This is a genomic window from Atopobiaceae bacterium (assembly GCA_022483015.1).
Classification (GTDB): domain Bacteria; phylum Actinomycetota; class Coriobacteriia; order Coriobacteriales; family Atopobiaceae; genus JALCUE01.
Genome location: JAKVOB010000001.1, coordinates 581,642 through 595,333, shown reverse-complemented (window position 1 = coordinate 595,333; position 13,692 = coordinate 581,642). Strand labels below are relative to the sequence as shown.

At 69.5% G+C, this 13,692-nt stretch carries 13 protein-coding genes, 1 pseudogene and 1 riboswitch; of the genes and pseudogenes, 7 read left to right on the top strand and 7 right to left on the bottom strand.

The window, feature by feature from the left end; translation table 11 throughout:
• Positions 1 to 59 precede the first annotated feature (59 nt).
• The 7 genes from dapD to metA form a co-directional block, all read right to left on the bottom strand.
• On the bottom strand, positions 60 to 818 hold the full coding sequence (gene dapD, locus LKE50_02620; protein ID MCH3967515.1) for a 2,3,4,5-tetrahydropyridine-2,6-dicarboxylate N-acetyltransferase: 759 nt from the start codon (positions 816 to 818) through the stop codon (positions 60 to 62).
• On the bottom strand, positions 815 to 1,621 hold the full coding sequence (dapB, locus tag LKE50_02615) for a 4-hydroxy-tetrahydrodipicolinate reductase (protein MCH3967514.1): 807 nt from the start codon (positions 1,619 to 1,621) through the stop codon (positions 815 to 817). The genes dapD and dapB overlap by 4 nt, the downstream gene beginning before the upstream one ends.
• Positions 1,622 to 2,521, bottom strand: a complete 900-nt coding sequence (gene dapA, locus LKE50_02610; protein ID MCH3967513.1) for a 4-hydroxy-tetrahydrodipicolinate synthase — start codon at positions 2,519 to 2,521, stop codon at positions 1,622 to 1,624.
• A complete protein-coding gene (gene dapF, locus LKE50_02605; protein ID MCH3967512.1) occupies positions 2,518 to 3,375 on the bottom strand; it encodes a diaminopimelate epimerase in 858 nt (285 codons plus the stop codon). Before dapF ends, dapA begins: the two co-directional genes overlap by 4 nt.
• A 1-nt stretch (position 3,376) precedes the next feature.
• Positions 3,377 to 4,741, bottom strand: coding sequence for a M20 family metallopeptidase (locus LKE50_02600; protein ID MCH3967511.1), 1,365 nt, complete (start codon positions 4,739 to 4,741; stop codon positions 3,377 to 3,379).
• Positions 4,742 to 4,787: 46 nt separating this feature from the next.
• Positions 4,788 to 4,958, bottom strand: a riboswitch (Lysine riboswitch).
• A gap of 84 nt (positions 4,959 to 5,042) precedes the next feature.
• The gene (gene lysA / locus LKE50_02595) at positions 5,043 to 6,410 is read right to left on the bottom strand and encodes a diaminopimelate decarboxylase (GenBank protein MCH3967510.1); all 1,368 of its coding nucleotides are present in this window, start codon (positions 6,408 to 6,410) and stop codon (positions 5,043 to 5,045) included.
• Between the two features lie 100 nt (positions 6,411 to 6,510).
• Positions 6,511 to 7,494, bottom strand: coding sequence for a homoserine O-succinyltransferase (gene metA / locus LKE50_02590; GenBank protein MCH3967509.1), 984 nt, complete (start codon positions 7,492 to 7,494; stop codon positions 6,511 to 6,513).
• A 214-nt stretch (positions 7,495 to 7,708) separates the two neighbouring features.
• Between metA and LKE50_02585 the strand changes: the two genes are divergently transcribed.
• From LKE50_02585 to LKE50_02555, 7 genes and pseudogenes are all read left to right on the top strand, one after another.
• The gene (locus tag LKE50_02585; protein MCH3967508.1) at positions 7,709 to 8,242 is read left to right on the top strand and encodes a nitroreductase; all 534 of its coding nucleotides are present in this window, start codon (positions 7,709 to 7,711) and stop codon (positions 8,240 to 8,242) included.
• A 51-nt stretch (positions 8,243 to 8,293) separates the two neighbouring features.
• Complete coding sequence (locus tag LKE50_02580) at positions 8,294 to 9,784, top strand: amino acid adenylation domain-containing protein (GenBank protein ID MCH3967507.1); 1,491 nt, start codon at positions 8,294 to 8,296, stop codon at positions 9,782 to 9,784.
• Complete coding sequence (locus tag LKE50_02575; protein MCH3967506.1) at positions 9,781 to 10,281, top strand: GNAT family N-acetyltransferase; 501 nt, start codon at positions 9,781 to 9,783, stop codon at positions 10,279 to 10,281. Before LKE50_02580 ends, LKE50_02575 begins: the two co-directional genes overlap by 4 nt.
• A complete protein-coding gene (locus tag LKE50_02570) occupies positions 10,278 to 10,958 on the top strand; it encodes an alpha/beta hydrolase-fold protein (protein ID MCH3967505.1) in 681 nt (226 codons plus the stop codon). The genes LKE50_02575 and LKE50_02570 overlap by 4 nt, the downstream gene beginning before the upstream one ends.
• 125 nt (positions 10,959 to 11,083) lie before the next feature.
• A pseudogene (locus tag LKE50_02565) lies at positions 11,084 to 11,603 on the top strand (DEAD/DEAH box helicase).
• A 159-nt stretch (positions 11,604 to 11,762) separates the two neighbouring features.
• Positions 11,763 to 12,338, top strand: coding sequence for a C-terminal helicase domain-containing protein (locus tag LKE50_02560; protein MCH3967504.1), 576 nt, complete (start codon positions 11,763 to 11,765; stop codon positions 12,336 to 12,338).
• 7 nt (positions 12,339 to 12,345) lie between these two features.
• The gene (locus tag LKE50_02555; GenBank protein ID MCH3967503.1) at positions 12,346 to 13,650 is read left to right on the top strand and encodes a class I SAM-dependent rRNA methyltransferase; all 1,305 of its coding nucleotides are present in this window, start codon (positions 12,346 to 12,348) and stop codon (positions 13,648 to 13,650) included.
• The last annotated feature ends 42 nt before the right edge of the window (positions 13,651 to 13,692 follow it).

The following is a 13,692-nucleotide window of genomic DNA, read 5'->3' as shown; positions in this document are numbered from 1 at the left end:
GACCCTCAGAAGGTGCCGGATGCGCTACCTCGACGAGAAGGACGGCCAGGCTTGCGCGGCTAGAGCGACCGGAGCGCGTCCACCAGCGAGACCTTGCCCGCCGCGACCTCGCTCGCCTGCTTGATGACGCGCGCGGGCACACCGGCGACCACGGCACCCGCCGCGACGTCGTCGACGACCACGGCACCCGCCGCCACCACGGCACCCTCGCCCACGTGCACGCCCTCGAGCACCACGGCGTTGGCGCCGATGAGCACGCCGTCGTCCACGCGCACGGGTGTGGCGCTGGCGGGCTCGACCACGCCGGCAAGCACGGTACCTGCGCCGATGTGGCAGTTCTTGCCCACGATGGCACGACCGCCCAGGATGGCACCCATGTCGATCATGGTGCCGTCGCCGATCTCGGCACCCACGTTGATCACGGCGCCCATCATGATGACGGCCCCGTCGCCGATCGAGACGTGGTCGCGGATGTAGGCACCCGGCTCGATGCGGGCGTGGATGTCACGCACGTCGAGCATGGGCACGCCGGTGTTGCGGCCGACGGTCTCGACCACGGTGTCGGCGATGTCGTCGGCGCGCGCGTCGAGCAGCGCCTTGGCCGCCGTCCAGTTGCCCGTCACGATGGCCGAGGCCCCGCAGTCGAAGACGTGCAGGTCGCCAGCGGCCACGGCCTCCTCGGCCGCCGCCACGCCCGCAGCCGAGAAGCACGTGTCGGCGTCGCGCTTCGCCACCAGCACGCGCACCGGCGTCTTCTTGGGCGCGGTCGCGATGAAGTCGATGATCTGCTGGGCGTCCATGTTTGCGTCCTGGCTCATGCCTTGCTCCCCTCGGCCGACCCGAACAGCAGGTCGGCGAACTCGTATCGTCCGGCCGCGCACCCCGCGAGCAGGTCGGCCGCATGGACCGCCCCCACCGCGAAGATGCTGCGGTCCTCTGCCACATGCGTCACGAGCAGCTGCTCGTGGCTACCATAGAATCCCACCTCGTGCGTGCCCGCCATGGTGCCGCCGCGCACGGAGCAGATCCCCAGCTCGTCGTGCTGGCGCGGGCACATGCCGCTGCGGCCGCAGACGCGGCGCAGGCGCCCCTCGGGGTCGACCGCGTCGGCAAGCGAGAGGGCCGTCCCGCTGGGGGCGTCGACCTTGGCGTCGTGGTGGCGCTCCACGATCTCGCACTCCCAGGCGTCGTCGAGCGCGTCGTCCGCCCAGTCGCCCGAGAGCACCTGCGCCATCTCGCGCACCACGTGCGCCGCCACGGCCACGCCCACCGAGTAGTTCGAGCTCCAGCAGACCGGCACGGTCCGTGCGGCCTCGTCGAGCAGGGCGCGCTCGGCATCGCCCAGGCCGGTGGTGCCGCTCACGAGGGCCGCGCCGCACTCGGAGGCGAGCGGGGCCACCCAGGACATCGCGGTCGGGGCCGAGAAGTCCACGATGGCGTCGAGCCCGCCCGCGGAGGCGGCCTCATGGGCGGCCGTCATGCCCTCGTCCTCCTGGCCCAGGCCGAAGCAGCCCACGACCCCCCAGCCAGCGGAGGCCGCCGTCTCGGCGACGAGGTTGGCCATCCGTCCGGCTCCCGTCACGAGCAGGCGCCTCATACCGTCGTTCCTCTCGTCAGGCATCTAGTCCTCCTTGGTGAGTCCCGCCGCAGCCAGGGCGGCCGCGATCCGGGCCTTGTGCTCGGGCGTGGGGTCGCACATGGGCAGATGGTAGCCGCCCACGTCCATGCCCAGCTGGCGCATGGCCTCCTTCACGGGGATGGGGTTCACCTCGCAGAAGAGGGCGTGGATCAGGTCGAGATAGCGGACCTGCAGGTCGCGCGCGAGCGCGACGTCCCCTGCCAGATAGCTTGCCACCATCTCGTGCATCTGGTCGGGGATGATGTTGGCCGCCACGGAGATGACACCGGTGGCGCCCATGGACAGCATCGGGACCACGATGTCGTCGTTGCCGGAGTAGATCGAGAAGTCGGGACCGGCCAGGTGGGCGATGTCGGACATGTAGCCCATGTTGCCCGACGCCTCCTTCATGCCGCGGATGGTGGGCACCTGCGACAGGCGCTCGGCCACGGCCGGCGAGATGGCACAGCCCGTGCGGCTGGGCACGTTGTAGAGGATGAGGTCGAGGTCGGAGGCCTCGGCGATCGTCTCGAAGTGGGCCTGCATGCCGGCGTCGGACGCCTTGTTGTAGTACGGCGTGATGACGAGGGCCGTCGTGGCGCCCTCGGCCTCGTAGCGCCGGCACTTGTCGGCCGACTCCTTCGTACAGTTCGAGCCTGCCGAGAAGATCAGCGGGCACCTGCCGTCCACGTGGCTCACGCAGAAGCGCACCACGTCGTCGTCGACGTCATGCGACAGCGTGGAGCTCTCACCCGTGGTCCCGAGGATGAGGATGCCGTCGGTCTTGTGCTCGATGTGGAAGTCGAGCAGCTGGCCCAGCATGTCGAAGTTCACGTCACCGGCGTCGTCGAACGGCGTGACCAGCGCCACGATCGAGCCTCGTACCATCGCGTTCCTGCTCATAGGAAGCACTCCCCTCGCATGATGCGGGTCGCCCCGCCGCTCATGAGGACATGACCGTCCTCGTTTACCTGTATATGTATGTGGCCGCCAGGGACGGTCACATCGACGTCCGCACCCACCAGTCCCGCCTCGTGGGCCACGACGACGCTCGCGCAGACGCCGGTGCCGCAGGCGAGCGTGGGGCCGCAGCCCCGCTCGTAGGTGCGCATGATGATGGAGCCCTCGCCGGTGACCTGCACGAAGTTCGCGTTGATCTGGCGGGGGAAGAGCGGGTGGTGACAGACCTCGCGGCCCAGGGCCATGTTCTTCTCGGCCATCGCATCGTCGGTGAGGATGACGGCATGGTCGGTGGCCATGAAGAGGGCCCAGACCTGCACGCAGGCCCCGCTCGGGAGGTCGAGGGCGTAGTCGCGGATGGGGGTCGTCGTGGCCGTCACGCCAAGGGAGGCGGGCGACCAGTCCGGCGTGCCCATGTCGACCTTGAAGACGTACGGGTCGCCGTCGGCCGAGACGCGGGTCACGACCTTGGTGCCGGCCAGGGTCTCTATGGGATACGAGCCCTCGGCGCAGATGCCCTCGTCGGCGCAGTAGGCAGCGAGGCAACGGATGCCGTTGCCGCACATGGGCGCCACGGAGCCGTCGGCGTTGCGGTAGCGCATCCAGAGGGGACCGCTGCCGCCTGCGGCCTCCCCGCCCGCGAGGATGGTGCCGTCGGCACCGATGCCGAGGTGCCGGTCGCAGACGGCGCGGGTGAAGTCGGCGGCGTCGAGGCCGGTGGCGGTCACGTCGGACTCGCGTGCGAGCACGAAGTCGTTGCCGCAGCCATGGTATTTGGAGATTGGGATGATAGGCATGTCATGCCTCCTTGTGAGGTGTCGGGACGGGCGCGCCAGGTGTGGCCGGGGTGGCGTCGAGACCTGCGGCGTCGACGGACCCTGCGACGCGCATCTGGGCCGTCCAGTCCATGGTAGCCAGCTGGCGGAACAGGCCCACGCCCGCGAGAAGCACATGCTCGTCGAAGTCGAACCCGTCGGAATGGAGGCCGTGCGCGGGATTGCCTGTGCCGAGGAAGAAGTAGGTCCCTGGCACACGCTGCTCGTAGAAGGAGAAGTCGTCGGCGATCATGGATGGCTCGGGCTCGAGGCCCACGCCGGTGACGTCGGCCAGGACACGACCGGTGAGCGCCTGGTCGTTGATGACGGCAGGATAGCCCTCGTCGAAGTCGACGGTGGCCTTGGCCTGCGACGTCTCTGCCTCTGCTGCCACGATGGCGCCGATCTTGGTGCGCACGCGCTCCCAGGAGGCAGGCTCGAAGGTGCGCACGGTCCCCTCGATGCGGGCCGAGCCGGCCACGGCGTTGCGCACCGTGCCGGCCTCCATGCGCCCCATGTTGACCACGCAGGGGTTGCCGAGGGAGCGCTCGGCAGGGGCGACCTCGCCGATGGCGAGCGCCAGCCGCGCGGCCGGGGCCAGGGCGTCCACGCCGGCCTCCTGGTGCGCCGCATGGGCCGAGACGCCCTCGACCTCGACGTTCATCTCGCTGGCTCGGGCAAGGAAGGCGCCCGGGCGCGTGCGGACCTCGCCGGCCGCGAGGTCGGGCCACAGGTGGAGGCCGAAGACGCAGCCAACGTGATGGCGCTCGAGCAGGCCGGTCTCGCAGACGAGGCGCGCGCCGCCGGGATGCTCCTCACCCGGCTGGAAGACGAGGAGCACGTTGTGGGGCAGGCGCCCCCCTGCCGCTCGCGCCGCCGAGACCTGCCGTGCAAGCTCGAGCATCGTGGCGGTGTGGCCATCGTGGCCGCACGCGTGCATGACGCCGGGCGTGGCGCTCGCGAAGTCGCGGCCCGTGGCCTCGGTCACAGGCAGGGCATCCATGTCGCAGCGGAAGGCGACCGTGGCAGGCGCACCGACGTCGAAGAGGGCCGTGACGCAGGAGGGCAGCGGGTGCTCGACCACGGCCCCCAGGCCCGCGAGCCGTCCTTCCACATAGGCGCAGGTATGGGGCAGGTCGAGGCCGATCTCGGGCGCCCGGTGGAGGGCCCGGCGGTCGGCGGTGAGCCGGGCGAGCATGGCAGCGTCGTCAGCCACGGAAGAGGGGCCCACAGGTTCCGCCCCGCCTGCCATAGGAGCGTTCCCCTCGGCGGCATCGGACGGCCGCGACGCGGCCCCCTGACCGTCGGCCTCGCGTGCCATGCCTCGTGCCTGAGCATCCATCGCCATCAAAAAAGCGCCCTTCTAGCGGGGGCGCCGACATGATGAGGAGTCATCCGTGACAAGCGCCTCTGCTGGTTTCCAGCAGGAATGCCAGGGATGTTCTCGCCCGACATCACGTGCGGACGGTGCCCCGCCCACGCGTTCGGCGGCGATTACCTTTCACGGCATTCGAAGGGTGCCCCCTCCTGCCGATACTCTGACGCGCCGCGCCTCTTGCTCAATCTTCGATTGGAACGAACTCTACGCCTCTTGCCGCGGGATGTAAACGCGGGGACGGCGCAAGGCGTGCGCCTGCCGACCTGCGTCCCTACCCCACGTCGCGGCGGAGCAGGTCCTCATAGGTCTCGCGACGCGTGACCACGCGCGCCTCGCCGTCCGCCACGAACACGACGGCCGGCCGAGGCTGCCCGTTGTAGTTGGAGGCCATCGAGCAGCAGTAGGCGCCCGTGCCGAGGACCGCCAGCACGTCGCCCTCGTGAGGCTCGGGCAGGCTCGCGTCGCGCACGATCACGTCACCGCTCTCGCAGTGCTTCCCGCACACGGTGACCACGCAGTCGCGCGGCTCGTCGGCGCGCTCGGGGAGCAGGCACTCGTAGGTCGACCCATAGAGCGCGCAGCGGATGTCGTCGGACATGCCGCCGTCCACGGCCACGTAGGTGCGGATGCCCGGCAGCGGCTTCACGGCCCCCACCCTATAGAGCGCCACGCCCGCGACGGCCGCGATGGAACGGCCCGGCTCGACGGCCAGGTGCGGTACGGCCAGCCCGCGCTCGGCGCAGGCCTCGTGCACCCCGTCCACCAGGAAGGCAACGAAGTCGGCGACCGAGGTGGGTCGCTCGGCGGCATCGTAGGCCACGCCCAGGCCGCCGCCCAGGTCGAACTGCGCGAGCTCGACGCCATAGGCATCACGCACGCGGGCGAGCAGGTCGCACATCACGTCGATGGCCTGGCGATAGGGACGCACGTCGAGCACCTGCGAGCCCACGTGCATGTGCACCCCCACCAGACGGACGCCGGGCGTGTCGAGCGCCGTGCCCACTGCGCGGAAGGCCACGTCGTCGAGCAGGGTGAAGCCGAACTTGGAGTCCTCGCAGCCCGTGACCACGTAGTCGTTGGTGTCCACGTGGATGCCCGGGGTGATGCGGAGCAGGATGTCCTGCGTGACGCCGGCCTTCACGGAAGCCGCCGAGACGCGCGCCAGCTCGGCGAGGTTGTCGACCACGATGCGGCCCACCCCGGCGGCGATGGCCTCGGCGATCTCGACGGGCGTCTTGTTGTTGCCGTGCACCACCACACGCGCGGCGTCGAAGCCGGCGGCCAGCGCGATGGCGAGCTCGCCGCCACCCGAGACGTCGAGGCAGAGACCCTCCTCGTCCACGAGGCGCACCATGGCCTTGTCGAGGAAGGCCTTGCCGGCATAGACCACGTCGGCGCCTGCGGGCAGCCGGTCGGAGCATGCCGAGAAGGACTCCCGGTAGGCGCGCATGCGGCCACGCAGGTCGGCCTCGTCGTAGACGTAGAGTGGCGTCCCCTCGCGCTCGGCAAGGCGCGCCAGGTCGACGCCGCCCACCAGAAGGCGCCCACCCACGACCTCGGCCGTGGCTGGCAGGCAGGCCGAGAGGTCAGCGGCACGGAGCCGGTCTGGGGCGGCATCTGCGGGCATGGGAAGCGACATGGGGAGCTCCTTCTGGGTCGGGTGAGCACATCCTAGCGCAAGGCCGCGAGGCCCGCCCGCACGCCATCCTCACAGGCCCTGGCCCGACCGTCCCTCTCGGCTAGAACTTCTCGGGGGTGCCGTCGCGCTCGGTCGCCGCCTCGGCACGCGCCGAGAGCGCCTTGATGGTCTGGGGGATCTCCCTCATGTCGAACGGGGTCTCCTGGTAGACGTAGTGCAGCCAGTTGCGATAGAGCAGGTTGGCGTGCGCGCGCCAGGTGAAGATGGGCTGGCGCTCGGGGTTGTCGTCGGGGAAGTAGTTCTGCGGAAGCTGGATCTTCTTACCTGCATGGAAGTCGCGCCAGTACTCCTGGGCGAGCGTGTCGCGGCCGTACTCGAAGTGGCCGGTGACGTAGATCTCATGGAAGTCTCGCGTGGCGATGATGGCAGGACCGCTCTCGAGCCCCTCCGAGAGCACCGCGAGCTCAGGATGCTTGGCGAGGTCGCCCGTGTTGATGGCGGCGTGGCGCGAGTGCGGCATGTTATGGATCTCGTCGAAGCCGTTGGTGAGGAAGCTGTACTCGTCGCACAGGCGCTGGGGGAAGACGCCGAAGAGCTTGGCGCCGCGCGTGCGCTTGCGGATGCCGTAGTTGTGGTAGAGGCCGGCCATGGCGCCCCAGCACAGGTACATGGTGCTGAAGACGTGCTCCTGGCTCCAGTCGATGATGCGGCAGAGCTCGGGCCAGTAGTCGACGTCCTCGAAGGGCATCTGCTCGACGGGGGCACCGGTGATGATGAGGCCGTCGTAGTTCTGCCCGGCGAAGTGGTCGAAGGTCTCGTAGAACTTGACCAGGTGGTCGGCCGAGACATGAGTCGCCTTGTGCGAGCAGACCCGCATGAAGTCCACGCTCACCTGCAGGGGGCTCTTCGAGATGAGCCGCAGGATCTGGGTCTCCGTCTCGACCTTGGTGGGCATGAGGTTCAGGATCGCCACGTGGAGCGGGCGGATCATCTGCCCTGCGGCAGTCTCCTCCTCGAGCGCGAAGATGCGCTCCTGGTGCAGGACCTTCTTGGCGGGCAGGCCGTCGGGGATGTTGATGGGCATGGATGCTCCTCGCGGGCGACGGGTCGACGACGGCAGCATGCCGCACGGCCTGACGGTGACTATGACACACCGCACAAGTATAGGTATGGACGGCCGCACGTCAGCCCGGCATTTGCTGGCACGGACATTCCGAACCAGTTGCCACGGACCCAGATGGGTAGAACACAGAGTACGCGTGGCGAAGAGGTCCCACGCAGGTCGCAAGGAGGTTGGCATGGAGCCAAGGAGCGAGGTCATGGACGCGATCGAGACGCGGCGCAGCTGCCGCGCCTACGAGGGGCGCCAGGTCGAGTTCGACAAGGTCGAGGATGTCATCGCAGCGGGCACCTGGGCACCGTCGGGCATGGGCAGGCAGCCCTGCCACTTCGTGGTGCTGCAGGACCCAGACCAGATCAAGCGCCTCTCGGCCATGAACGCCAAGATCATGGGCAGCACCGGGGACCCCTTCTATGGCGCGCCCACCGTGGTGGTCGTGCTCGTCGACCCGAGCGTGCCCACCTGCGTCGAGGACGGTTCGCTCGCCTTGGGCTCCATGATGCTCGAGGCCCACAACCTCGGACTCGGCTCATGCTGGATCCATCGCGCCCACGAGGAGTTCGACTCCGCCGAGGGCAAGGCCCTGCTCAAGGAGTGGGGTGTCGAAGGCGACTGGCGCGGCGTGGGCCACTGCCTGCTCGGCTATGCCGCCGAGCATGGCGAGAAGACCCCGGCGCCGCGCAAGGGGGACTCGGTCACCTACGTGCGATAGGGCGCGGAGGACCTGACGCCCGGCCCGAGGCGCCTGTAGGAGGAATGTCCCATGCACCAGCAAGACACGATCTGCCAGGCCTTCGCCTCGCAGGTGGCACGCCATCCATCGGCGTGCGCCGTGCGCGACGTGACAGGCACGCTCACCTATGCCGAGCTTGACGCCCTGGCCGCACGCATGGCGGCGCGCCTGCCGCAGGAATCGTCGTATGTCGGCGTCATCATGGGCCATGGCACCATGCAGGTCGCGACCATCCTGGCCATCCTGAGGACCGGTGCCGCCTACGTACCCGCCGAGCCCGACTTCCCCGTCGAGCGCATCCGCTTCATGTTCGACGAGTGCCAGGTCGACTATGTGGTCACAGACCGCGCCCATGCCGACGCCGCGCAGGGGACGCGCATCCTCGTGGTCGAGGACCTTCTCGAAGGGCCTCCCGAGAGGGACGTTCCTCTCGCCTGCCCTGCCTCACCCGAGTCCGCCGCCTACGTGCTCTACACGTCAGGTACCACCGGGACGCCCAAGGGCGTGGTGGTCGAGCACCGCAACGTCTGCCACTATGCGCGGGCGTTCACGCACGAGTTCCACAACGGCCCTGGCGACGTCATGCTCCAGCACTCGGTCTGCTCCTTCGACATCTTCGTCGAGGAGGTCTTCGCGACCCTGCTCGCGGGAGCCACGCTGGCCATCCCGCCCGCAGACGTCCACGACGACGAGCCGGCGCTGATGCGCTTCGTCGAGGAGGCCGGCGTCACCATCGTGAGCGGCTTCCCCTACCTGCTCGCCGACATCAACGAGCACGACGACCTGCCCGGATGCGTCCGCCTGCTCATCAGCGGCGGGGACGTCCTGCGCGCACGCTACGTCGATCGGCTCATCGGCCAGGCCCAGGTCTACAACACCTACGGTCCCTCGGAGACCACGGTCTGCTGCACCTACTTTCGCTGCAACGGCAGCGAGCCGCTCGACGACGGCAGCTACCCGGTGGGGACGGCGGTGCAGGGTGCCACGGTCGAGGTGCTCGACGCCGACCTCGCACCGACAGGGCCCGGCGAGCTCGGCGAGATCTGCATCTCGGGCGGAGGGGTCTGCCGCGGCTACGTGGACGCGAGCAAGGACGCCCCGTTCGTGACGCGCGCCGACGGGACCCGCCTCTATCGCAGCGGCGACCTCGGCTACCTGCTGCCCCAGGGCGACATCGCCTTCGTGCGCCGGGCGGACTCCCAGGTGATGGTCGGAGGCAAGCGCGTCGAGACGAACGAGGTCGAGAGCGTGCTCAACCGCTGTGACGGCGTGCGGGCAGGGGTCGTCCGCGCTGACGTGGACGACCAGGGACTCACCTACCTCACGGCCTACGTGGTCCCAGACGCCGACGGGTTCGACCTCGCCCGGGCGCGACGCGAGATGGCGCGCTACCTCACGCCGTTCATGATCCCGGAGTTCTTCGTGCAGCTCGACCACCTGCCGAGGAACGCCAACGGCAAGCCCGACACGGACCGCCTCCCGACGGTGCTCAAGACGACTGATGCGGAGGTGCGACGATGAGCGGACGAACGGGGTCGCAGGGCCAGGTCACGGTCCGGCGCATGGGACTCGACGATCTCGACCTTCTCGTCGAATGGCGCGAGACGGTCATCCGGGAGGTCTTCGAGGTCCCCGAGGGCACGGACCTCTCCGCGATCATGCGCGAGAACCGCACGTACTACGAGGAGGCCCTTGCCGCCGGCACGCACGTCGCCGGCCTGGCATGCCTCGATGGCAGGGCGGTCGGCTGCGGCGGGATCTGCCTGCAGCGCGAGATGCCCTCCCCCGAGAACCCGAGCGGCCGCAACGCCTACCTCATGAACGTCTACACCACACCCGCCGAGCGCGGGCACGGCGTGGCGCGGGCGATGGTGGCATGGCTGGTGGGACAGGCACGCGCGTCCGGCGCCGAGAAGGTCTTCCTCGAGGCGACACCTGTGGGGAGACCCGTCTACGAGGGCGCGGGCTTCCGCGACCTCCCCGACATGATGGCCCTCCCGAGGGAGGCCGGACGATGAGCGACAGGATGCCCGAGGGCTCCACGTTCCACCTGGGTGCCGGCGGCACGTCCGCCCCCTGCATCTACTTCGTCGACCTGCCGGAGCACCCCTTCGACGTGGCCCCGGCGGCAGACGGCCTGTCCTGCTCGGTGGCGAGGTTCCCCATCCATGGTTGGGACGACGCGCTGACGCCCTGGCCCGCCCCTGGCCTCTACGCAGGGGATGCCGACTTCGGTGGACAGGCCGACGCCACCATCGAGGACATCGGCTCCCGCATCATCCCCGGCATCGAGGCCGCTTGCGGCATCACCCCTCATGCACGCGCGCTCGCCGGCTACTCGTTGGGCGGGCTCTTCTCGCTCTATGCGTTCACGCGCATGCCGGGGATCTCTGCCGTGGCCAGCATGTCCGGGTCGACCTGGTATGACGGATGGCTCGACTACCTCGAGGCGGCCGCCTACGAGGGGTCGGGACGCTTCGCCTACCTCTCGCTCGGCTCGAGGGAGCGGCACGCGATGCCGAGGCGCCTCCATGTCGTGGAGGACGACACACGCGAGACGGCACGGATGCTCGAGGCCCGCGGCGCGGAGGTGTGCCTCTCCATAGGACCGGGCTCCCATCTGCAGCACGTCGACGAACGCCTGCGTGATGGCCTCGCGGCGTTGGATGCCTGGCTGCGGGAGACAGGGGAGTAGGCACCCGGCAGCCACCTCGCCCACCTCTCGCGCAGAAGGCCGTGCGACCGCAGGGACATGACCGCGCGCACAGGGCCCCAAACCCACCCCTTTCAATGGCACCGCCTTTGCCGCATACTTGAGCCATGGCTACTTCATTTGCCGAGCTCGGGCTAAACGAGCACATACTTGCCGGCGTCGAGGCCTTGGGCTTCGACGAGCCGACACCCGTGCAGGCCGCCTCCATCCCCGAGGCGCTCGCAGGTCGCGACATCGTGGCCTCTGCGCAGACGGGAACCGGAAAGACCTGCGCATTCGCGCTTCCCACCCTCCAGCGCATCGAGCCGCGCCACGGGACCGGCAAAGGGCCCCTTCGCCCTCGTGGTCACCCCCACGCGCGAGCTCGCCCAGCAGATCGAGGACGTGGTGACCGAGGTCGGTGCCGTCACCGGCCAGACCGCCGTCATCGTGATGGGCGGGGCTCCCTTCGAGCCCCAGGTCGACGGCATCAAGGCCGGCTGCGACATGCTCGTGGCCACCCCAGGCCGCCTCATCGACCTCATGGAGCGCCACGTCGTGGACCTCTCCCAGGTCGAGACCCTCGTGCTCGACGAGGCCGACCGCATGCTCGACATGGGCTTCTGGCCCAGCGTCCGTCGCATCGTGAAGGCCGTCCCCGAGAAGCGGCAGACGCTGCTCTTCTCGGCGACCATCCCGCCGTCGATCAAGGGCACCGTCGACGCCATGCTCACCGACCCCGCCGTCATCGAGATCGCCCACATCGGCGAGACGGCCGACACCGTCGAGGAGCACCTCTGCCCCGTGATGCAGGGTCAGAAGGCCGAGCTGCTCGAGGCCCTCATCCGCACCTACAAGCCCGAGCGCGTCCTCGTGTTCTGCCGCACCAAGGCCCGCGTTGACGCCTGCGCCAAGGTGCTCAAGCGCGCCGGCGTGAAGGTAGACGTGATGCATGCCGACCGTCCGCAGGCCGCGCGCGAGAAGGCCCTCCAGCGCTTCCGCGACGCCAAGATCCAGGTGCTCGTGGCCACCGACGTCATGAGCCGCGGCATCGACGTCTCGGGCATCGACGCCGTCGTCAACTTCGACGTCCCCAACGACCCCGAGGACTACGTGCACCGCATCGGCCGCACGGGCCGCGCCGGCGCCACGGGCCACGCCTACACCTTCGTGGGCCCCGACGAGATCAGCCAGCTCCGTGAGGTCGAGTACTTCACGGGCAAGCTCATCCCCATCTTCGACCTGCCCGGCTTCGACTACGACGACCACCGCATCATCCCCAACCCGGGACGTTCCACGCATAAGCCCACCCGGAGCGTCTTCCGCGGCGCGCGCGCACGTGGCCGCGGCCCCGCTGGTGGCCGCTACGGTCGTCACTCCTAGGCCGGCCATGCACCAGAAGCGCCCGTATCCTCAGGTCATCGTCACACACAAGGCGGCCCGCTCGCTCGCGGGCGGCCATCCATGGGTCTTCGCCGGCGAGGTGCTCCGCGTGGAGCCGGCGCCGTCCGACGGTCGCGCCTGCGCCAACGGCGACATCGTGGACGTACGCGAGGAGAACGGCACCTACCAGGGAACCGGCCTCATCTCCGAGCAGAGCAAGATCCGCGTGCGCGTGCTGAGCCGCAACGCGAACGACCGCTTCGACGATGCCTTCTGGGCCAGGAAGCTCGCCTGGGCCTGGGAGTACCGGACCTGCGTCATGGGCGCCCGGGCCCTCCCCGGCTGCGAGCCCGACACCAACTGCTGCCGGCTGCTCTTCTCGGAGGCGGACGGATTCGCCGGCCTCGTGGTCGACCGGTATGAGGACGTGCTCGTGAGCCAGGTCGGCACCGTGGGCATGGAGCGCCTGCGCCCCACCATCTACCCGCTGATGCTCGACATGCTGCGTCGTGACGGGCAGGACGTCTCCGGCATCTACGAGCGCTGCGACACCCCGTCGCGTGACCTCGAGGGTCTGCCCCGCCGCGTGGGCTGGTGGCCCGAGGAGGGCATGCCCACCGCCGACATCGCCGCACCGCCCTCGGCCCGGCGCGTGGTGCGCGAGAACGGCATCGCCTACGACCTCGACCTCGAGCACAGCCAGAAGACCGGCTTCTTCCTCGACCAGAAGTACAACCGCCGTGCCGTGCGCGACATCGCAGGCGGGAGGCGCGTGCTCGACTGCTTCTGCCATGTGGGGCCGTTCGGCCTCAACGCCGCCGCCGGAGGGGCCACCTTCGTGCGGGGCGTCGACGTGAGCCAGGGTGCCTGCGACCTCGCGACCGAGAACGCACGCATCAACGGCCTCGACGACCGCATGGGATTCTCGTGCGCGAACGTCCTCGAGTACCTCCCCGAGCTCCGCGCCGACAAGGCCCGCCTCGCCGAGGAGGGCGGCCCGTTCGACCTCATCGTGCTCGACCCGCCGGCCTTCACCAAGAGCCGGGGCACCGCCGACCACGCAGCCAAGGGGTACCGCGAGGTCAACTATGCCGCGCTGAGGCTGCTTCCCCGCGGTGGCTACCTGGCCACCTGCAGCTGCTCGCACTTCATGCCGGCAAGCCGCCTGGCCCAGGTGGTGGCCGAGGCCGCCCATGACGCGAACGTCCAGCTCAAGCAGGTCGAGGAGCGCCAGCAGGCCCCTGACCACCCCATCCTGCTCGGTGTGCCCGAGACGGACTACCTCAAGTTCTTCATCTTCCAGGTGGTATAGGGCATCTGCGCAGGCTGGCACACCGCCGCTTGCGCCAGGCGT